Source organism: Myxosarcina sp. GI1(2024) (genome assembly GCF_053543375.1).
The window spans coordinates 433,376-450,974 of sequence record NZ_JBKGTY010000003.1; the positions used below are offsets into that span (position 1 = coordinate 433,376).

The 17,599-nt window shown below is 40.4% G+C and carries 15 protein-coding genes and 1 pseudogene; 5 read left to right on the forward strand and 11 right to left on the reverse strand.

All coding sequences use genetic code 11. The features are described from left to right. Positions 1–11: 11 nt before the first annotated feature. From ACLFKQ_RS15670 to ACLFKQ_RS15680, 3 genes are all read right to left on the reverse strand, one after another. Complete coding sequence (locus tag ACLFKQ_RS15670; protein ID WP_449000720.1) at positions 12–1,487, reverse strand: DUF3854 domain-containing protein; 1,476 nt, start codon at positions 1,485–1,487, stop codon at positions 12–14. A 492-nt stretch (positions 1,488–1,979) separates the two neighbouring features. Next, the gene (locus ACLFKQ_RS15675) at positions 1,980–2,588 is read right to left on the reverse strand and encodes a hypothetical protein (protein ID WP_449000721.1); all 609 of its coding nucleotides are present in this window, start codon (positions 2,586–2,588) and stop codon (positions 1,980–1,982) included. A gap of 226 nt (positions 2,589–2,814) precedes the next feature. Beyond that, positions 2,815–3,594 carry a hypothetical protein gene (locus tag ACLFKQ_RS15680; RefSeq protein ID WP_449000722.1) on the reverse strand — a complete coding sequence of 260 codons (780 nt, stop codon included), beginning with the start codon at positions 3,592–3,594 and terminating at the stop codon, positions 2,815–2,817. A 303-nt stretch (positions 3,595–3,897) separates the two neighbouring features. Between ACLFKQ_RS15680 and ACLFKQ_RS15685 the strand changes: the two genes are divergently transcribed. The 4 genes from ACLFKQ_RS15685 (at position 3,898) to ACLFKQ_RS15700 (ending at position 6,217) form a co-directional block, all read left to right on the forward strand. Continuing rightward, on the forward strand, positions 3,898–4,497 hold the full coding sequence (locus tag ACLFKQ_RS15685; protein ID WP_449000723.1) for a ParA family protein: 600 nt from the start codon (positions 3,898–3,900) through the stop codon (positions 4,495–4,497). Beyond that, on the forward strand, positions 4,490–4,813 hold the full coding sequence (locus ACLFKQ_RS15690) for a hypothetical protein (protein ID WP_449000724.1): 324 nt from the start codon (positions 4,490–4,492) through the stop codon (positions 4,811–4,813). Before ACLFKQ_RS15685 ends, ACLFKQ_RS15690 begins: the two co-directional genes overlap by 8 nt. Before the next feature lie 74 nt (positions 4,814–4,887). Continuing rightward, a complete protein-coding gene (locus ACLFKQ_RS15695; protein ID WP_449000725.1) occupies positions 4,888–5,289 on the forward strand; it encodes a hypothetical protein in 402 nt (133 codons plus the stop codon). Between the two features lie 55 nt (positions 5,290–5,344). Next, the gene (locus ACLFKQ_RS15700) at positions 5,345–6,217 is read left to right on the forward strand and encodes a tyrosine-type recombinase/integrase (protein WP_449000726.1); all 873 of its coding nucleotides are present in this window, start codon (positions 5,345–5,347) and stop codon (positions 6,215–6,217) included. A 473-nt stretch (positions 6,218–6,690) separates the two neighbouring features. On the opposite strand, the gene ACLFKQ_RS15705 is transcribed toward ACLFKQ_RS15700, so the two are convergent. The 6 genes from ACLFKQ_RS15705 to ACLFKQ_RS15730 all read right to left on the reverse strand — a co-directional run bounded on the left by ACLFKQ_RS15705 (position 6,691) and on the right by ACLFKQ_RS15730 (position 13,003). Then, positions 6,691–7,626: a gamma-glutamylcyclotransferase gene (locus ACLFKQ_RS15705; protein ID WP_449000727.1), complete on the reverse strand. Its 936-nt coding sequence runs from the start codon at positions 7,624–7,626 to the stop codon at positions 6,691–6,693. Positions 7,627–7,752: 126 nt separating this feature from the next. Then, positions 7,753–8,355, reverse strand: a complete 603-nt coding sequence (locus ACLFKQ_RS15710) for a trimeric intracellular cation channel family protein (RefSeq protein ID WP_449000728.1) — start codon at positions 8,353–8,355, stop codon at positions 7,753–7,755. 16 nt (positions 8,356–8,371) lie between these two features. Continuing rightward, positions 8,372–9,667, reverse strand: coding sequence for a serine hydroxymethyltransferase (gene glyA / locus ACLFKQ_RS15715; protein ID WP_449000729.1), 1,296 nt, complete (start codon positions 9,665–9,667; stop codon positions 8,372–8,374). A gap of 30 nt (positions 9,668–9,697) precedes the next feature. Continuing rightward, the gene (locus ACLFKQ_RS15720) at positions 9,698–10,438 is read right to left on the reverse strand and encodes an MOSC domain-containing protein (protein WP_449000730.1); all 741 of its coding nucleotides are present in this window, start codon (positions 10,436–10,438) and stop codon (positions 9,698–9,700) included. Positions 10,439–10,695: 257 nt separating this feature from the next. Continuing rightward, on the reverse strand, positions 10,696–12,021 hold the full coding sequence (locus tag ACLFKQ_RS15725; RefSeq protein WP_449001046.1) for a Na+/H+ antiporter NhaC family protein: 1,326 nt from the start codon (positions 12,019–12,021) through the stop codon (positions 10,696–10,698). 517 nt (positions 12,022–12,538) lie between these two features. Next, the gene (locus ACLFKQ_RS15730) at positions 12,539–13,003 is read right to left on the reverse strand and encodes a pyridoxal-phosphate dependent enzyme (protein ID WP_449000731.1); all 465 of its coding nucleotides are present in this window, start codon (positions 13,001–13,003) and stop codon (positions 12,539–12,541) included. A 129-nt stretch (positions 13,004–13,132) separates the two neighbouring features. Between ACLFKQ_RS15730 and ACLFKQ_RS15735 the strand changes: the two genes are divergently transcribed. Next, positions 13,133–13,741 carry a tyrosine-type recombinase/integrase gene (locus tag ACLFKQ_RS15735; protein WP_449000732.1) on the forward strand — a complete coding sequence of 203 codons (609 nt, stop codon included), beginning with the start codon at positions 13,133–13,135 and terminating at the stop codon, positions 13,739–13,741. A 64-nt stretch (positions 13,742–13,805) separates the two neighbouring features. On the opposite strand, the gene ACLFKQ_RS15740 is transcribed toward ACLFKQ_RS15735, so the two are convergent. Then, positions 13,806–14,435, reverse strand: coding sequence for a Vat family streptogramin A O-acetyltransferase (locus ACLFKQ_RS15740; protein WP_449000733.1), 630 nt, complete (start codon positions 14,433–14,435; stop codon positions 13,806–13,808). Positions 14,436–14,606: 171 nt separating this feature from the next. After that, positions 14,607–17,573 (reverse strand): annotated as a pseudogene (locus ACLFKQ_RS15745) (Tn3 family transposase). Positions 17,574–17,599 lie beyond the last annotated feature (26 nt).

The window sequence follows — 17,599 nt, forward strand, 5'->3', positions numbered from 1 at the left end:
AAATTAGTTAATCACAGGTATATTCTCTCTGTTCGGATTTTTTGCAACAGAACCGTAAATATTTTAGAGACTAAGGCACTGCTATCGTCACCTTCGTAGAGATAAACCGTTCTGCCAGTTTGCTTATAATCATTCTTAATAATAAAAGGAACTTCCCCACATGGACGCATAGCACGGAAGAAATCGAGCGTCACATCATCCATGTGGGCATCTGCTAGCACCACTAATTTAGCCTTGCGGAGCAGAAATTCTAAAACTTCTAAAATTTCTGCCCGATGTTCTCTACAGGTTTTACTATGAAGCAGGTGGGCTAAATACTGACAGGCTTCATCGATAAAAATGCAGCCGTACTCATTAAGCTGGGTCTGTAGCTTGTGTAAGCTATCTACCGTAATCGAAAGTCCAACAGCTTTGGCTAAATCTCCTTGAGAAATGGCAGAATACATCTCCGTATTTAACCGCTTGGAAAGGTTTTTAAGCAGATTTACCCGATGACCGAGATTGAGGAAGCGCATTTGTGGGTAAAGCTCGCGAAACTTCGCCATTAGTTCGGTTTTACCCGTCCCCATACCACTCCAGAGAACTACCAGCCCCATTGTTGGTAAACTTACCGCGTTACTTAAAAAGCGAGTATTGAGTTTGACATTAGGGGGATACTTATTACTGAGTCCTCGCTTCTTAGGAAAACAAATTCGACGGTAATCTTTTAAGCTATGTGCGTCATCGATAATCGCGCTCAAAAGTGCTTCCGCTTCTGACCCACGAGCAGTTACAAAATCATCAACGCCTTTTTCTGGTCCTGGTAAGATTGCTACTTCACACTCACAACCAGCAGCCTCAATTGCCTTACCCGTGCGAAGAGTAGCTTGATAGACAGCATAGCGAGTTTTAGGTTTGGTTTCGTAGTCGAAGAGGATGATAAATTTACGTCCTGCTTGAGCCATTGGCACTAAGTCAGGATGTAGTCTTTCCCGTTCTTTCTTACCTACCCGACCATTCCAAATTCCAGGGAGGGCGATCGCCACAAAGCCCATTGAAAGCAAACAAGCTGCTTTTTTTTCTCCTTCGGTCAGAATAATTGGAATTTGAGAATTGGCACGTACCCACTCCCAGAAGCAGAGGGGTTTGGTTCTGGCAGTTAAACGTCGAGCTAATGGTGAGTGGTAAAGTTTAATGCCATAGCGTTGGGCTACCCTTGACCAGATATGTTGGGGAACATTGAAATAGGTGACTCTGTTAGCAACTTTTGGAGGAGACTCATATTTAATCGGCTTACTTTTACTGCCAATAATCCTGGAATTATCGGGCTTGTATCTGCCCCAAATCATCGGCAGCCAATTATTTAAGGGGTCAAGCCCCGATACCCACCAGCCCCCATCGAGTAAGGGAGCATAGCGATTTAACCATTTATCCCTTAACCTTCCGTCATTACGGCGTTCCGAGTCTGGGAGTCCGTAGAGGAGGTACTCGTAAATAGTAAACCCCAATAGGGAAATTAGGTTAAGAGTTATTAATTTTGGGTCAACTGAACTAGATCGCCATTCAGTTAAGTGATGGTCGAAAACTCGGCTTGGTTCTTGACTTAGTGGGATTTGAGGGTTATTGCTTTGTTTTGTACGGTCTGTATCCAGGATCTAAAAGTTGAGGATTACAGACAAACGCGGTACAATTATCAGTAGGACGGGTATCCATCCAACAGAAATTGACTCAATTCAGTGGTATCGTCGGCAAACAATATTCTCACTGCTTTGAGGTATCGGACCAGCGTCCGTCCTAAATATTTAATTACTCACCATATTTTAACTTCAGATGCGGAATCGATCTAATTGTTGAGTTTAAGTACTCGATTCTCCATCTACCTTTAACTTTTTTAGCAAGACAATCACACTGAGTTATCGACGCTTCTATTCCTTATCTGCATTGGGGTACAAATAACCTTATCCGAATCAAAGCAGAGATGGAAACCGCCACAATTATTGCTAACGTTTTAATAATTCTTCATAATTGTCGGCATGTATGGGATCGGTATGCCAAGATTTTAAAATCTTTTTCGTGGTGATGGCATCGGCTAATCTCTCGCCAGTTAAACAGTATAGGAAGCCATCACGAAAACAGACCGTAAAGAGCCAAAATTGCGACGCTCTTACTGAACTAGGGCAATTTTTAATCTTGAGATAGTTAATCGAAGAGGCGATCGCTTCAGAGGTATAATTTTGCCAATAATTACGCTGCATTCTTAGGCTAACCAGATCGGGAGTACGTTCGCGAACTATTCCTTGAAGATAGAACCAGTTGCTGCCTTCAATCCATTCAGGAAAGCTATTGTGTATCGAGCGTAGATCGAGGCTGTAGAAGGGACTATTTTCAGTACCTTTAACCCAAGTCAAAAATTTTAATCGTGTCTCGCCATTAGCTTCAGATATAGGATGACCTGCAAATCTAGGAAATGTTCTTCTTACTTGTTTAGATGTCTCTGTGGTAAAAATTCCATAGTCAGTAAGTAGTGTTCCATATTTAGGATTCTCTTTTGAGGGCAAATAAATTCCTTCGACTCCACCAATACTCTGGAAGGCAATTTTATCTACCATGACTGCACTCTGCTAAAGATTGAGATCGATACCTAATTCTAGTTCGAGCTACATTTAGCTATCAAATATTCAACCAATCTTTGGAAGAGAGTAGATAGCTCAAGGCGATGAAACATCAGCTTTATAGCTTCACCGCTTACCCAATGTAATCTATCTTACATTTATTTTCGCTCGAATAAATCATTATCTTTAAGACAATATAATAGTTTGTTTGTTGTCCCATGATTTATTCTTCTTGTTTATACCAGCGATCGCCAACTGGTTTCCAATCGTTCATTACTTGTTGATAACCTTGGCTTTGTTTGGATTTTCCTGTACGGTAGCGATAAATAGTAGATTTACTCATGCCTAATTGCTTGGCTAATTCAGCATCAGTTAATGAAGCGGATTGTGTAGGTTCTGTAGACTTTTCTGCTTCTATTTCCTCAAAGATAGGAGAAGAAGAAGCTTTATCTATTTGAGTAATGATTTCGTCTTCATCTTCTTCAGTTTCCGTTTGTTCTGTAGCTTTTTCGTTGGGGTAATTCTCTTTACCTGTAGCTACTGTAGATGTTTTTTGAACAACGGAATTGGCGATGCTATCGCGTGCGCGGAGCGCAATCGCCTTTAAAAAATCCTCATCACTTTTCAAAACTGCGATCGCTTTTGGTATAGTTTCATTGATTACAGCCTCAACCCGTTTATCAAGGTCATCTTTAGTAAGTACATTACTGGGTACAGTATCTACTAGCTTGCTAGTTTTTTTGAACTCTGATAATGCTTCTGATAGTCTATCTTCGGTGACTACATTACTTGGAAGTAAAGGTACATTATCTGGTAATGGACTAAGGATATTCTCGCTACTAAAAAATATTCTAAGTATCTCTACTACTGCTGTTCCTAATGCGGGTTTGATTTCTCCCGATTTATCTTTACGGGTAATATCGTACTCAATACAGTACTCAGTCAAGTACTCTTCAAGATCAGATGCTAGGTAAGCTGAGATCGCTTTTTTGTTGGTAGCCAAAGTGAGTATTTTACTATAGACCTTACTTAGTATTGTATTAAAAGTAATTGACTTGGTAAAGTACCAATAAGTAATAGTAATGTATAAGTTTTTGCTCGCGCTTTAAAAGTAATGTAAAGAGTCTTTTGCTTAGTAAAAGACTATGATAATCTACATATAGAATAGCTAGAAGTGATGCCCTCTACTTCCATACGCTCAAAGAAGCTAATCCTAAATACAGATAAACAACTTAACAATTTAGTTTAACCAGCCGTGCAGAAAGCAGGTTATATTGTTATCTGGTTTTCTGTAAAGGGAGAAAACATGAAATTAATTACCGTCACTGGATATAAGGGGGGTTGCGGAAAGTCAACCACAGCCATACATCTAGCTACTTACTTCAGCGATCGCGGGAAGACATTACTAATAGATTCAGACCCAAATCGGACATCAATCGAATGGTCTAAAAGAGGCAATCTACCTTTCACAGTGGAAGACGAGCGAAAAGCGATTAAGCTCATTCCTGGCAGCGATTATGTCATTGTGGATACGCCAGCTAGACCGAAAAGCGACGATCTACAGGAGTTAGCCGACGGCTGCGATCTATTAATTCTACCGACTATCCCCGACGTAGTAAGCCTCCAGCCGATGTTAGCTACTGCGAATGATTTACCTAGTAGTTCTAACTATCGAGTGTTAATCTGCGTCGTTCCTCCCTACCCAAGCAAGGAAGGGGAACAGATGAAAGACGATCTAATTTCTGGCGGTGTTCCAGTTTTTAATACCACGATTCGGCGGACATCGGGTTTCGGTAAAGCTGCGATCGCAGGCATTCCGATCAGAGATCTAAGAGATAAGACAAGGGTAGCTTGGGAAGATTACAAAGTTTTAGGTAAAGAAGTAGAGGAAATAATTAATGGGTAAGTACAGCGAAATCGTCAAACGCAAAAGTCAAAACAGCGAACCAGAAAACCAAAAAGTAACAAAACCAGAAAGTAATAAAACCATCAAAGAACAAAACAGTAAAACTGGTAATGTTGAAAGCAATAAATCTGGCAGGCGAGAAAACATTAAAACCAGAGAACCAGAAAACCAGAAAGTAGTATCGGAAGATCTGGTAAATTTGAGTATTAAAGTGCCTAGAAGACTCAGACAGAAGTGGGTAGCAGAATCTAGATTGAGGGGAACTACTTTAACCGCTATCATTTCGGACTATCTAAAAACCGAGCTTGGGTCATAAAATGAGAACATCCCCACCGACTACCAATCATGAAGGGATGTTCTAATCAAATCAATACTATTAGGAGTATAGCAATGACTAATCCAGTTGTTCAAACTGACATAGCAGAAATACTAAGCGAAGTTAGGCAGGAATTAAGAGGTATAAACGATCGCCTGGGCAGGTTAGAAGTGGGTCAAGCCAAGATCGAAGGGAAGATTGAGGCGGTTGACGAAAGACTGGGAGGACAGATCGAAACCTTAGACCAAAAGTTGTCGGGAGAAATTAAAAATGTCGATGAGAAATTGTCAGGACAAATTAAGACACTAGACGAAAAGGTATCGGGGCAAAAGGAGGCAATCGACACCAAGAGCGACCAATTAGAAAAGAGGATTAGCAACCAAGAGTTTTTTAACCGTGTTATCGGCGGAAGCTTGGTTGTCAGTATTTTAGGTGGTATTGCTGGCTTTTTCTGGATGGCAAGCAAGCTCCAGTAGTTTTTAAAAACCCGATTGATCGCACATAACTGTTCTAATGTGAGAATTACGCTCTATGTACTCTACGTCTAAACTATCGCCACTTCCAAGCCACAGAATCACCGCCGATACTCCTACTAATGAAAAGATAGAACAATTGTGGTTACACGGTAAATCCTCACACACACGGGAGTTATACCACAGAACTATTGTGAGATTAAATGAAGCCACAGACAATAAACCTTTAGCTTGGCTTACTTTAGAGGATATTCAACTATTCTGCGATCGCCTAGAAGCTGAAGAATTATCTGATTCTAGCCGTCGGACGTATATCAGTGCTGCTAAGTCTCTTCTTAGTTTCGCCAGCAAATGCGGGTTAATCAACTTTAATGTGGGTGCTTCTGTCAAACCTCCGATGGCTAAAGACAAGCTCTCAGAACGAATTTTAGACCGAGATGAACTATACGCTCTGCTCAATGCCAACACTAGCGATCGCAATCGGTTAATCCTGAACCTGTTTTACTATGCTGGCTTGCGAGTAAGTGAATTAATTAATCTGACCTGGAAAGATTTGAACGGGGAATATCTCAATGTGTTTGGTAAGGGCAGTAAAACCAGAATTGTTAGACTACCAGCCAAAATAGTTGCTGAGTTGAAAGACTTTAAGCCTCGCTTGAGTAAACGAGATGACTATATGTTTATCTCAGCTAGAACTAAATCTAAGTTGAGAAGAGAGTCTGTAACTCAGTTGATTAAGGCGATCTCGAAGGAGGTAGGCATTGATAAACCTGTCTCGTCTCATACCCTCAGACATTGCCATGCTACTAATTCTCTAGAAAAAGGTGCGCCGATCTCATTAGTTAAAGAGACTTTAGGTCATAGCAGTGTTGCTATTACGTCCCGTTATCTCCATGTTCGACCAGACCAGAGTAGTAGTCTGTACTTGTAGAGGAGCGATCGCCGTATCTGGTGTCTGTATAGCAGAAGAGAAATTTTGGTCGCTAAAAGATTTTTGGATAGTAACTGTCCCATTTTTAATGGTTGAATATTCAATTTATTCAAGTCTGTGATAACCATGTGGCAACAGTTTCAGAAAAAACTGTCCCAAAAGTGGGACACTAACTGAAGAATGCTCATTTTTTTGTACGCGATCGCTATGTAATTCTACCCCGAAAATCAAAATTTTTTATTTATAAGGGTTTCAGCACTTTAATTTTCCTTACCGACCAAAATTTCTCCGTTGCTATCCTAAAGCCTATCTTTGATTTCTCAAATGCCCTCTCAATTTTCCATCGAGACAGTTTCGAGCAGTTTCTAACCGAATCAGAACGAAGTGCTTATACGATTAGAAACTATTTCTGCGATTTAGATGGTTTTGCGCTGTGGTTAAAATCCAAGGGAAATAGCGATATCAGTTGCTACTCAAACCCCTCTAATAGAATTATTTCTGCGTAGCAGCATCAGTAGCTCCTTTTTTTGTTGAGATATTTCTGCTCGAAGAGTAGCTGATAAAGCTCCATGAGGACCCTCACAGCGTAGATTTCCATTCTCAGCATGGATCTTGACGTTCAATCTACGCAAGCGCAAGATTAGGTCGTAGGTATCTGAAGACACAAAATCTTCTTCAGAGCTCACGCTAAACCTAGTTTTACTGCGAGATACTTCACTCCACTGACCAGAAAAGATATGTGGATACCCTCGAACCTGTTCAATCATTCCTTGATACACGTACATTTGACGTCCACTCTTTAGACAGGTTTGTTTTCTATGATAATATTCAGGATGACCTTCCAGCCTGTCTAGCGTTTCCAAAGTTTTAAGGGAAATGCGGTAGCATTCACCGCCAACTATACCCTCCCCTCGAACTAGCATGGGATGAGTCCCTAGATGAAAAAGTTGAGCTCCTTCGACAATATCCTCTCCTAAAAATTCAGCATTCCTCATTATAGAATGATTAGATTCTCCAGACATGAGAGTACCGTAGACAAAAACTTCAACATAAAACTCGTCTAAAATATCCTCAGCTTTCTTAGTCAGATTGAGCAGAAAGTCACACAGATGAATATCATTAGTATCAACTTCGCCAAGATATCTTTTTATGAAAATGGCAAACTTCTTGTAAAAATCTTCTTTCTGAGGATTCTGAAGAGCATACATAGTCTCTTCAAGTTGTTGGAAAAGCCAACTCATAACAGAAGCGTACGGAGTCGTAATAACGATCATTTTTTCATTATTGGCTTCTACTGGAGCAGAACTAACTATAACGCTTCCTTTATTCCACTCAAAGGAGTTATTCAGAATACTTAGAAAGCTTCCACTGATGATTTTTTCTCTTAATGTAATTATTGCGCTGTTCACTGGTGTCATTACAAGATAAATATCGTCAACTTCTTCTTCTATTTTTGTTCATTTGATAATTGTCTTTTTGTCTCTCAAATTAATTGTTCAGTCGCCATTTTATGTCTGCGGAATATCGGTTCTATCTTATTGTAAAAACTTAAATGGTAAGTTCAATCCATTCTTTAGAGAAACGAGCCGTAAAAAGAGCGTGATTAAGGCACTGAACAAGAAATCAAGATCAAGCGGTAGTAACGAATGGAGCAAATAAAATACACTTGAACCAGCTAAGGCACTTGTCATGTAAACCTCCTTACATAGCACTGACGGCATCTCTCCTAACAGTATGTCCTTCAACATCCCGCCCCCTGCTGCGCTAATCATTCCTAAAACCAATGTTCCTGCCAACGTTATCCCACTTTGAATTGCTTTTTCAGTTCCGATTACAGCAAAAATTCCTAATCCTAATGCATCTAGAACGATGAGAACTTGGTAGTTCGAAATAAAAGGTTTTGGGAATAGAAAGGTCAATATTATTGCCAGAAAAACAACGGGCAAATACCAAGAGTTGTGAAAGGCTGAAACTGGGAGCTCTAGAATCAAATCTCGAATAATTCCTCCGCCAAGACCCGTTACGCAGCCGATAAGAAACGCACCTAAAATATCTACACCTTTATGTAATCCAGCAATTACTCCTACCGCTGCAAAGGCAAATGTTCCAACTAAATCAAGAATGAGTACAGCGTTCATAGACAGTAAAAATTGATTAACAAGCACTTGAGACAAGCGTTGACGGTTTCTGATTGAGATGGGGATAAAGTGGAAAAGCTTCACACAGTTGCGCAACGCGCTGACGACACTGCTCTTTGAGTACAGTATTACTTGAATCTAAGAGGCAAGCACTGATAATCTCCCCAATTTCTGCGAATTCGACACTTCCCATGCCACGAGTCGTGAGCGCAGGAGATCCAAGTCGAATCCCACTTGTAATCCACGGGGGTTGGGTGTCAAAAGGGACAGTATTTTTGTTTGCAGTTATAGCGATGTCACTCAGTTTTTGATCGGCTTGCTTTCCTGTGAGTCCGAGTGAACGCAAGTCAATGAGCAGGAGGTGATTGTCAGTTCCACCACTCACTATTCTGATTCCTTGTAGTTGAAGTTGAGCGGCTAGGACTTGAGCATTAGTAATCACTTGCTGAACATAGTCTTTGAAAGCTGGCTGTAAGACTTCACCTAGAGCGACTGCCTTTCCCGCAATGACGTGCTCTAACGGACCTCCTTGAGTACCTGGGAATACGGCTCTATCCAGTTGTTTACCCAACTCTGAATCACGACTGAGAATGAGCCCCCCTCTGGGACCTCGCAGGGTTTTATGGGTGGTTGTCGTCACAACATCACAATAGGGGACTGGACTAGGATGATAGCCCGTGGCAACCAATCCAGCAATATGGGACATGTCGGCCAGCAAGTAGGCATTAACTTCATTGGCGATCGCTTGAAACTTCTCAAAGTCAATTTTGCGAGGATAGGCAGTATAACCACAAATAATCAATTGTGGTCTGTGCTGATGAGCAAGTTTACGAATCTGCTCATAATCCAACATTTCTTTTTCAGGATGAACACCATAATGAACGGTGTAAAACAATTGCCCTGAAAGATTGACGGGAGAACCGTGGGTAAGATGTCCACCGTGAGAAAGATCGAGACTGAGAATAGTGTCTCCTGGTTTCAATAAAGCTGAGAAAACCGCAAAATTGGCTTGTGAACCAGAATGCGGTTGAACATTCACGTATGCTGCATTGAAGAGCTGTTTGGCGCGGTCAATTGCTAACTGCTCAATTCGATCGATGAATTCACATCCTCCGTAATAGCGTCTAACTGGAAGCCCCTCAGCATATTTATTGGTGAGCACCGATCCTTGCGCTGCCAATACAGCAGGCGATGTGAAGTTTTCACTGGCGATGAGTTCTAGATGATTTTGTTGTCGTTGAAGCTCGCACTGAATCAACTCGGCGATTACGGGATCAGTTTCAGTCAAAAAATCAAAGTTGGATTTAGGCATGATGTTGTTAATACAATTCAAATCTATAATTCATAGCTGTTCATTTGCTCCAACAAGCCGAGGTTTAGGATCTGGGTTGATGCCTCTACTAGCGCGATTCACTAAGGTTCGTTGCCAATTTGGAGCTAGTAATGGGCAATCGGCTAGCTCGGCAGCTAATTTGCGTTCGTTAAGATGCTGGTGCATAATTTCATTAGCACGCGCGATCGTCCATTGGGGATAGGGACACTCAACCAAAATAACGGGCTGCTTGGGTGCTACAAATCCTTCCTGTAAAACACGAAAATACCAGCCTGTCCAACCTGTTCGCTGCACCTGCAATGCCAGATCTTTAATACGCCACCGTCGCGACAATTTCCAGCAAGGCTGACGGGGCTGAGAGACTTGAATTAGAGCATCGCCAACTTTATAAATATCGCCGATGCAGACCGACAACTCCGTTTGTCCAACGATAGTAAAATTCTCTCCAAATGCTCCCCATGTTAACTCTGAACGCATTAATCGCCGTTGCCACTTATGATAATGCTCGGCTGCATAAGCAAGCACTGCCTTTTCGAGTCCGCCATGATGATATAAATCAGCTTGTCCATCACCATCTAAATTCGTTTTTCCTAGCCATACAGCACCCTCAATCGGCTTCTTAAAAAATCCAGTTGACCAAGGACGATCCATTGGATTAAGAGCATCTTCTATCCCTAAATTTATAGGTAAACTCACTTGAATTGAAATTAAATGGGGCGTATTTATTAAACTCATACGTTTAGTCGGCATCAATATAGTTGTTTATCGAGTTCTGAGGCAATCCTGAGAACTCAATCTGCTAAGCGTTTGCTACTAAATTTCTTTTATCAGTGCACGGTAAAAAAATTCGCGAATTAGATATCATCTCATCATATAAGAGCAAATAGACTGATGTAATGAGCCAATTTAAGATAATTTTTGTATGCCAATTTTTCACAAACTTGATACTGTTGACGAATTCAAAAAGCGACCAATCAGGCGATCGCTCTCAGCTTAAAAGTTATATTTCATAAATATCTCTGCTTTATTTCCAATCGAGCCAAGTAAAACAGTGGTAAAAAATATAAGTAGAATGCATAAGGAATAAAACTTGAGTCGGTCATGAGCACAGTAACAGGAACTAATCCAGCAATGTTCCAAGGAATTAATGGAGACAAAACAACTGCTGTGTTTTCAAGGTCTACTGCCAACTGATAGTTATCGAGTTGTTCTTGTTCGTATTTTTTTTGAACAAGCTGCTGCGTTAGAACGATAGCAATAGTTTGGGTACAGCCAAAGGCGGCAGCAGCTAAAGAAATTGTAATTGTTCTCAAAAATAATGCTCTTCTCGATTTGGCTTGATTTACAAACCTTTCAATCATCGATAAAGTTTTTGTTCCAGCGAAAATGCCAGCTATTGCAGTAGAGATAATTACAACTAATGAAACCTTAGCCATAGAAAGAACGCCTCCTCCCCTTAAAATGTTATTCAAGGATGGTTCTTCTAAGCTGTAACCGAGCATGACAAATTTAAAAAGTTCCGCCAAAGAGTAGTGCTGGATTTCTATGCCAATTGCTAGAGCAATTATCACGCTGACTAGCATGGTAAGCTTGACTTCGATCTGCACCAAAGAGAGAACTAAAATTACTAATGCAGGTAGTAAGACGATGAAGTTAACTTCAAAAACTTGGTTGATTGCTAGAGTGAGAGAATGTTTGACTTCTGCAATTGGATTCAACCACGATAAAACCCCATAAACAAGAATGGAACCAAGCAGCGACACCAGGTTGCTCCTGCTCATCATATTTTTGAGATTTTGATAGATGTTGGTTTCAGTTAAGCTAGCGATTAAGTGAGCACTAGAAGACATAGGCGAGCATCGATCTCCAAAATAAGCTCCAGCAATAATCGTTCCAGCAATCAGAGGTAGATTAACATTGCTGCCTCTAGCGATTGCCATAAGAGTCACACCAATTGTGCTAACAGTACCAAAAGAAGTGCCGATGAGCAGAGAAACAAAGCTCGTTAAGATAAATGCAGAAAGGATAAAGTATTGAGGATTAATAACTTTAACTCCATAATAAATAAGGGCTGGAATGGTGCCAGCAGCCATCCAAACAGAAGTTAAAGCCCCAATCAAAAGCAAAATAATTAAAATTGAAAAAGACTTTTGACTGCCGACAATAGCCATTCGAATGAGAGACTGAAGTGTAAATCCTTGCCAAACATAAACAAAAGTTATAATAGTGAGAGTCAGCAGCAGTGGATAAGCAATAAAAATACCTTGAGCTGTGCTAACCAGCAGAATCAGAAAGCACAGTGTCAGAACGAATAACAATATTATCCTTTGCATAAAACTTCTTTGGAGGCATCTTATTTCAAGGGGAAAACCGAAAAAGAAAGTAAATGGGCAAGTAAGAATCAAACTTAAAACTTACATTTCGCGTGTTTCGAAGGAATTGCCAAAAACCAAAAAGTGTCTATTGATAAAGGGAACAATTAGACTTTACAAGTTGTTTAAAGTAAGTCTAGAAAGACTATTCCCAAAGTTGAATTGAATTCAGACTTGCCGAACCTGTCCAGGTGACAACAAGGGAAGTAGATACATCGCGCCTTGAATAAAAAGAAGTATTAATATCGTGATGAATGCACCGATTTTCTTCGCTCTTTCTGATAATCTATCTTTTGCCTGTTGAGTCATTTCCTGAAAATGAGTAAATGAAACGCCAGTACTTTTGTGTTTTACGATTCTAGAAACTACTGATACAGCTTTTCTTCGATAAATTACACAGAAGCGTACTTAACAATACTCATCCCAAAACATTGAGGTGTATAATACTAAGGTTCAGCAATATAATTAATATTTTTCATCAGCAAACTAAATTCAATGGTTTACTGGGAGTGGTATGTTTGATAGCGTCAAACAATTCGTCTAAGTTGGCAAATAGCTTTAAATTTTTCTGACTTAGCCATTCATCACTAAAAATTTCCTTTAAATAATTCGTTCCACTATCGGGCATAATACCCAATACCCTCTGTGGATTCTGTTTTTCCAGGACTGCACACAAGCAGGCAAATAATACTGCTCCACTAGACCCTCCAACTAGAAGACCTTCTTTTTTGGCTAACAGGTGGCAAGTTGAGAATGCTTCCAAATCTGAAACTATTTTTACTCGGTCGATGTATTGGGTGTCTAGGTTAGCAGGTTGCCAGCTCAAGCCAATTCCGTTCATTAAATAAGGTTTGAAAGGAAAATTAAAAATTGAAGAGCCGACCGCATCCACTGCTACTACTTGGCGGAAATAGAAGGTTCGTGCAACGAAGTGCAGCCTCAAAATAATTGTGATTTTTTATACCATTTTTCGGTCTGAATGATAAGAAATACAAATCAAAACATTGCCTAGAATGAAGCATTCTAGGCAAAGTATCATGAAGATATAAACATCAGCATGAGGACCTAACCCATGCTACAAACCACTGCCCAACTTCCCTTAAAGGCAAAGTTTTCTCCTCCACCCAAAAAACCATCAACCAGAGAAAGAGAATACTTGCGTAGCTCAGAAATTAATGCGATGATTCGCGCAGCTAAAAAAGTAGGTCGTCATGGCATCAGAGATGGAGGAATTATTTTACTGATGTTTCGTCACGGCTTGAGAACTGCTGAATTAGTTGCCCTCAAATGGATGCAGATAGATTTAGCAGGTGGTTACATTGAAGTTCATCGGGTCAAACACGGTCGCGACAGTATTCATCCCCTACGCTCTCCCGAAATAAGAGCCTTACGCCAAATTCAGAGAGACTATGCCGATACGAGCTATGTTTTTGTCTCCGAACGCAAAGCTCCTTTATCAACTCGTTCTATTCGTCACATTATAGGTAGGGCGGGAGAATTAGCTGGTCTTTCCTTTCAGGTTCGTCCACATCAACTGCGTCATGGGTGCGGATACTATTTAGCTGCCCAAGGACATGATAAGAGAGCGATTCAGGATTACTTGGGACATAAAAATATTCACCACACAGTTCGCTATACTCAGATGTCGCCCCAAAGGTTTGAGAACTTTTGGATGGATTAAATTGAAGAAGTACTTTGAAGTAGATTTGACTGAAAACGGTAAAAACAATTACGAAAAAACTATTCTAAGCTGACAGCAAAGCCTGAATATCAGCAGCCGCAATTCTATCTAAGTTAGCTGATATTTTCTTGATATCCCAATTCCACCAAGCAATTTCTAGTAGTTTTTCAACTATATCGTCATTAAATCTTTGCTTAATAATTTGAGCAGGATTACCTCCGACAATGGTATATGGTAAGACATCATTAACTACAACTGATTTAGCAGCTATAATCGCGCCATCTCCCACTTTTACTCCAGGCATAATTACAGACTCATAACCAATCCAAACATCATTTCCGACTAATGTATCCCCTTTGAATGGTAATTCTTCATCTTTTGGAGTTACTTTTGACCAACCCTTGCCAAAGATATAAAAAGGATAAGTAGAAAATCCAGATAGCTGATGATTTGCGCCATTCATAATAAATTTTATTCCCCTAGCCAAAGCACAAAATTTACCAATAATTAATTTGTCTTGGCTAAAAGAATAGTGATATAAAACATTACGCTCAAAATTTTCTGAATCTTCTGGATCGTCGTAATATGTGTAGTCTCCAATAATGATTTTAGGATTTTTAACGGTGTTCTTGATAAAACAAATTTGGGGGAATCCTGGCATTGGATGTTTTTCTTGAGGATTTGCGCCATACATTACTCTGATTTTTCTCTTTTTCTTAAAGTCAACTTAAGTTTAGTCGGATTTATGCTGATGGTTGTGATAGTCTCGATATCAACTTCTAAGCTACCAATGGTTGCGATAACCTGGCGTTGAGCCGAGATACGTGTAAAATCGTGCCACATCTCCCTCTAACCACTACCCTGATTACATTTCAGGTTCTATAGGAATCACCATCACTGTCTCCAGAGGTTGAGGCAAGTTATCAAAATCAACTATATAATCTCCATAACGCTTGAGATGACCTGTCAGATAAGGACTCAAAGTAGCTAAAGTTCGAGGCTTAATGACATATCCCTCCGCACTCAAAGAACGGATAATCGAAGAAATATCAAAAGCATTCTGCAAAATAATCGAATTGGCAACTAAATCGAGATACTTAAGCCGTTTTTCCTGTTCTAAGGGGTCATTGTCAGTAATCAGTCCATCTTTACCAAAGAACAGCCATTTAGAAAAACCGTTATATGCTTCTACGATATTGGTACAGGAAGTAATTTGCCTCCTCAAACCCATGTCGGAAATATATTGTAGTAGAAACATAGTCCTCACTACCCTGCCTAATTCTCGAAAAGCCTGATATAGTCTATTCTTGCGACTATAGGTTCCCAATTTTCTCAAGATAGTTGAGGGCATCAGCTTTCCTGCTCTGATGGACAGTACTACTCGCATCAAATCCTGCCAATGGGTTTTAATTAGCTCCCAATTAATGACATCTCCAAACAAAGGCTCAAGATATTGATATTTATCGTCAGTACTGGCACGATAAAAGTTACAGTCTTTCCAGTTGCGAATCCTCGGCATTAACTTGATACCCAGCAAGTGAGCCAAAGCAAATACAGGAGATGACTGACCTTGAGTATCCGCATGGAGAGTATCGGGCTGAATATCCGAGGTGTTTTTCAGCAGTCCATCGAGAATATAGACTGCCTCCCAGACTCCACAAGTAATGAAGTGAGTAAACAAAGCAATATAATTGTCGGCTACGTGGTGATAGGCAATACCACCATAGCCTCCATACCTGATGTGATATTCTGCTACTAAATTATTCTCGTAGATATTAAACTTCGTACCATCGGCTGCTGCTCATTTCCCCGTACCCCAGATTTTAGGAAGGTTAAAGCGATTGTAGCTGTTGATAATATCTCGAATTGCTGCTTCTAATTTCTTGGCACTGATATGACGGCGGTTGGTGTACGACAGAGCATGGGAACTTATCTTTCTTCTCGCATGACGTGCCATCTGATTCGCTCCCAGATTACAGCCATAAGCAAAAGCAGTTAGGATATAGCGTTCCTGGGGTTTATCTATCTTTGGCTCTGAACCAGAAAGCATCCCAAAATGTCTCGTCCAATTGAGCCAATGCTCTACATTACAGAGAATATCTAAGATACTGCGTTCTGGCATTCGTTGAAGAATCGCTTTCTCTAATGCAGCAGCGTCGGTTGATGGTGTTTTTGCCTGAACCTTTTTTAGAACGTGTTCACCATCTTCATTGATACTAATAAAATCTCCTTGTTGGCAAAGTTGGTCTATCGAATGGCTCAATTCGCTTAATTGAGTTTTTAAAGATGCGACGAACTCTTCGGCTTCAGTCGGAAAATCTAATTCCTCACAGTAGGATTGAAGGGACTTTTGGCATTGCTCCCAAGATAATAACTGTTCGCGATAGTCAGCAAAACTCTCCGAACCCTCAACGCAAATATTTCCCGTCTTTAACTCATTTGCCAGATAGGAAAAAATACAGATTTCAAAGGAACGACGTAGATACATGGGATTGTTTCTCTTCTGGGTTTTGATCAATTTACGCCAAGCTTCTGAGACAAAATCTAACTCCACCGTTGGGGGTAGCCATTTTCCTCTTCGGTGCTGATTATCGAGCAAGAAGGTTACTGCGTCTATTACCGAACGATCTTGAGTGGTGGAACGTAGCTCTAAGCCCTGAATTAGCTTGAATAGAGAAGCACGGTAGTTAGAGTAGTATTTTCTTAATAAGGGAAGGTAATTATCGTTGTTGTAAGCGGTGACTTCTTCCAAATTTGCGCGTATCTTCTCGCTTCCACCATGAGTTTGAATGAGAGATTTTACCTGCCGACCTAAGATTATTTCGTTGTCAGTAGCATCATTAGCATCAAGCACCTCTCCAAAAACCCCCAAAAGAGCCTCAGTCATAGCTCTTTGTTCTTCTCTAATTTGCTCTAGCCTTTCCTTACCTCGATTGTGAATGGTAGCCAACCGTTTGAGAAACATGGATACTAAATTGTCTCTGGCTTTGACTTGGGATTGATATATTAGAGACAGCAGTAAAGTTCTCCGTTTGGGTAGGAGAATATCTTGAAATTCGGCTGCATCTAAGGTTCGAGCATAGGCAGCAAAATGTTTGATTTTAGTGGTGGCAATAGTCGAAAATAGTCTCTTTGCATCGCCAAAAGACATCAAACGCTCGAATTTAGCTAATAGCTTCTTGATTTGATTTAATGTAGCTTTTTTAGGGAGTTGTTTGACTTCGTTAAGAGTTACCGAATCCGAATCGGGGTCATCGATTAATAAACTATCGAGATAAGAAATCTCAGTCACCGAAAGGGAACTAGCTACTTTTCTAAACAGGCGATTATTAATTACTGTTCTAATATGCAGTACCAGACGGTCTAGCGTGCTGAAGGCTGGTAATTCGTAGCGTTCTTTAACCAGTTCTTCGATAGCGACATTAACTAAATCCGCAGGATGGTCGCGAACTGTAGCTGCAACTCCCACTGCTTTAGCTATGATTTTTTGTCCTTGTTTGTTGTAGGTAGATATTTTCAAATACTGCCGAATTGCTTCTCTGTAGCGACGGCAAGAACGTTCGGGAGCGATCGCGCTCTTCTTTTTACCTAAATTCAAACAGCTACGGATATGGTCGATAATGGGAAGGGGGATAAACTCGAATTGACAGAAATAGCCCAAACGCTGAAAGGTTTTGAGCATAACTAGAAAGCTAAACTGTCCGTCGTAACTTCGAGTCTTAGATGTAGCTAATTTAATTTCTGCGGATGTTGGGGTGTAAAGCTCAATTAATTCTTTGTTACTGGGATTGGGTTTAAAACGAGGGTAAGCAGTACGCTCGATTGATGTAATTTCTCATCACCTCCATCTGATAGTGT

Excerpts from the sequence above, each read along its gene's own strand:
- ACLFKQ_RS15725 (WP_449001046.1), bottom strand. The coding sequence starts at position 12,021 with ATGCAAAGGATAATATTGTTATTCGTTCTGACACTGTGCTTTCTGATT.
- ACLFKQ_RS15740 (WP_449000733.1), bottom strand. The coding sequence starts at position 14,435 with ATGTATGGCGCAAATCCTCAAGAAAAACATCCAATGCCAGGATTCCCC.
- ACLFKQ_RS15720 (WP_449000730.1), bottom strand. The coding sequence starts at position 10,438 with ATGCCGACTAAACGTATGAGTTTAATAAATACGCCCCATTTAATTTCA.
- glyA (WP_449000729.1), bottom strand. The coding sequence starts at position 9,667 with ATGCCTAAATCCAACTTTGATTTTTTGACTGAAACTGATCCCGTAATC.
- ACLFKQ_RS15735 (WP_449000732.1), top strand. The coding sequence starts at position 13,133 with ATGCTACAAACCACTGCCCAACTTCCCTTAAAGGCAAAGTTTTCTCCT.
- ACLFKQ_RS15675 (WP_449000721.1), bottom strand. The coding sequence starts at position 2,588 with ATGGTAGATAAAATTGCCTTCCAGAGTATTGGTGGAGTCGAAGGAATT.
- ACLFKQ_RS15690 (WP_449000724.1), top strand. The coding sequence starts at position 4,490 with ATGGGTAAGTACAGCGAAATCGTCAAACGCAAAAGTCAAAACAGCGAA.
- ACLFKQ_RS15710 (WP_449000728.1), bottom strand. The coding sequence starts at position 8,355 with ATGAACGCTGTACTCATTCTTGATTTAGTTGGAACATTTGCCTTTGCA.
- ACLFKQ_RS15685 (WP_449000723.1), top strand. The coding sequence starts at position 3,898 with ATGAAATTAATTACCGTCACTGGATATAAGGGGGGTTGCGGAAAGTCA.
- ACLFKQ_RS15700 (WP_449000726.1), top strand. The coding sequence starts at position 5,345 with ATGTACTCTACGTCTAAACTATCGCCACTTCCAAGCCACAGAATCACC.
- ACLFKQ_RS15695 (WP_449000725.1), top strand. The coding sequence starts at position 4,888 with ATGACTAATCCAGTTGTTCAAACTGACATAGCAGAAATACTAAGCGAA.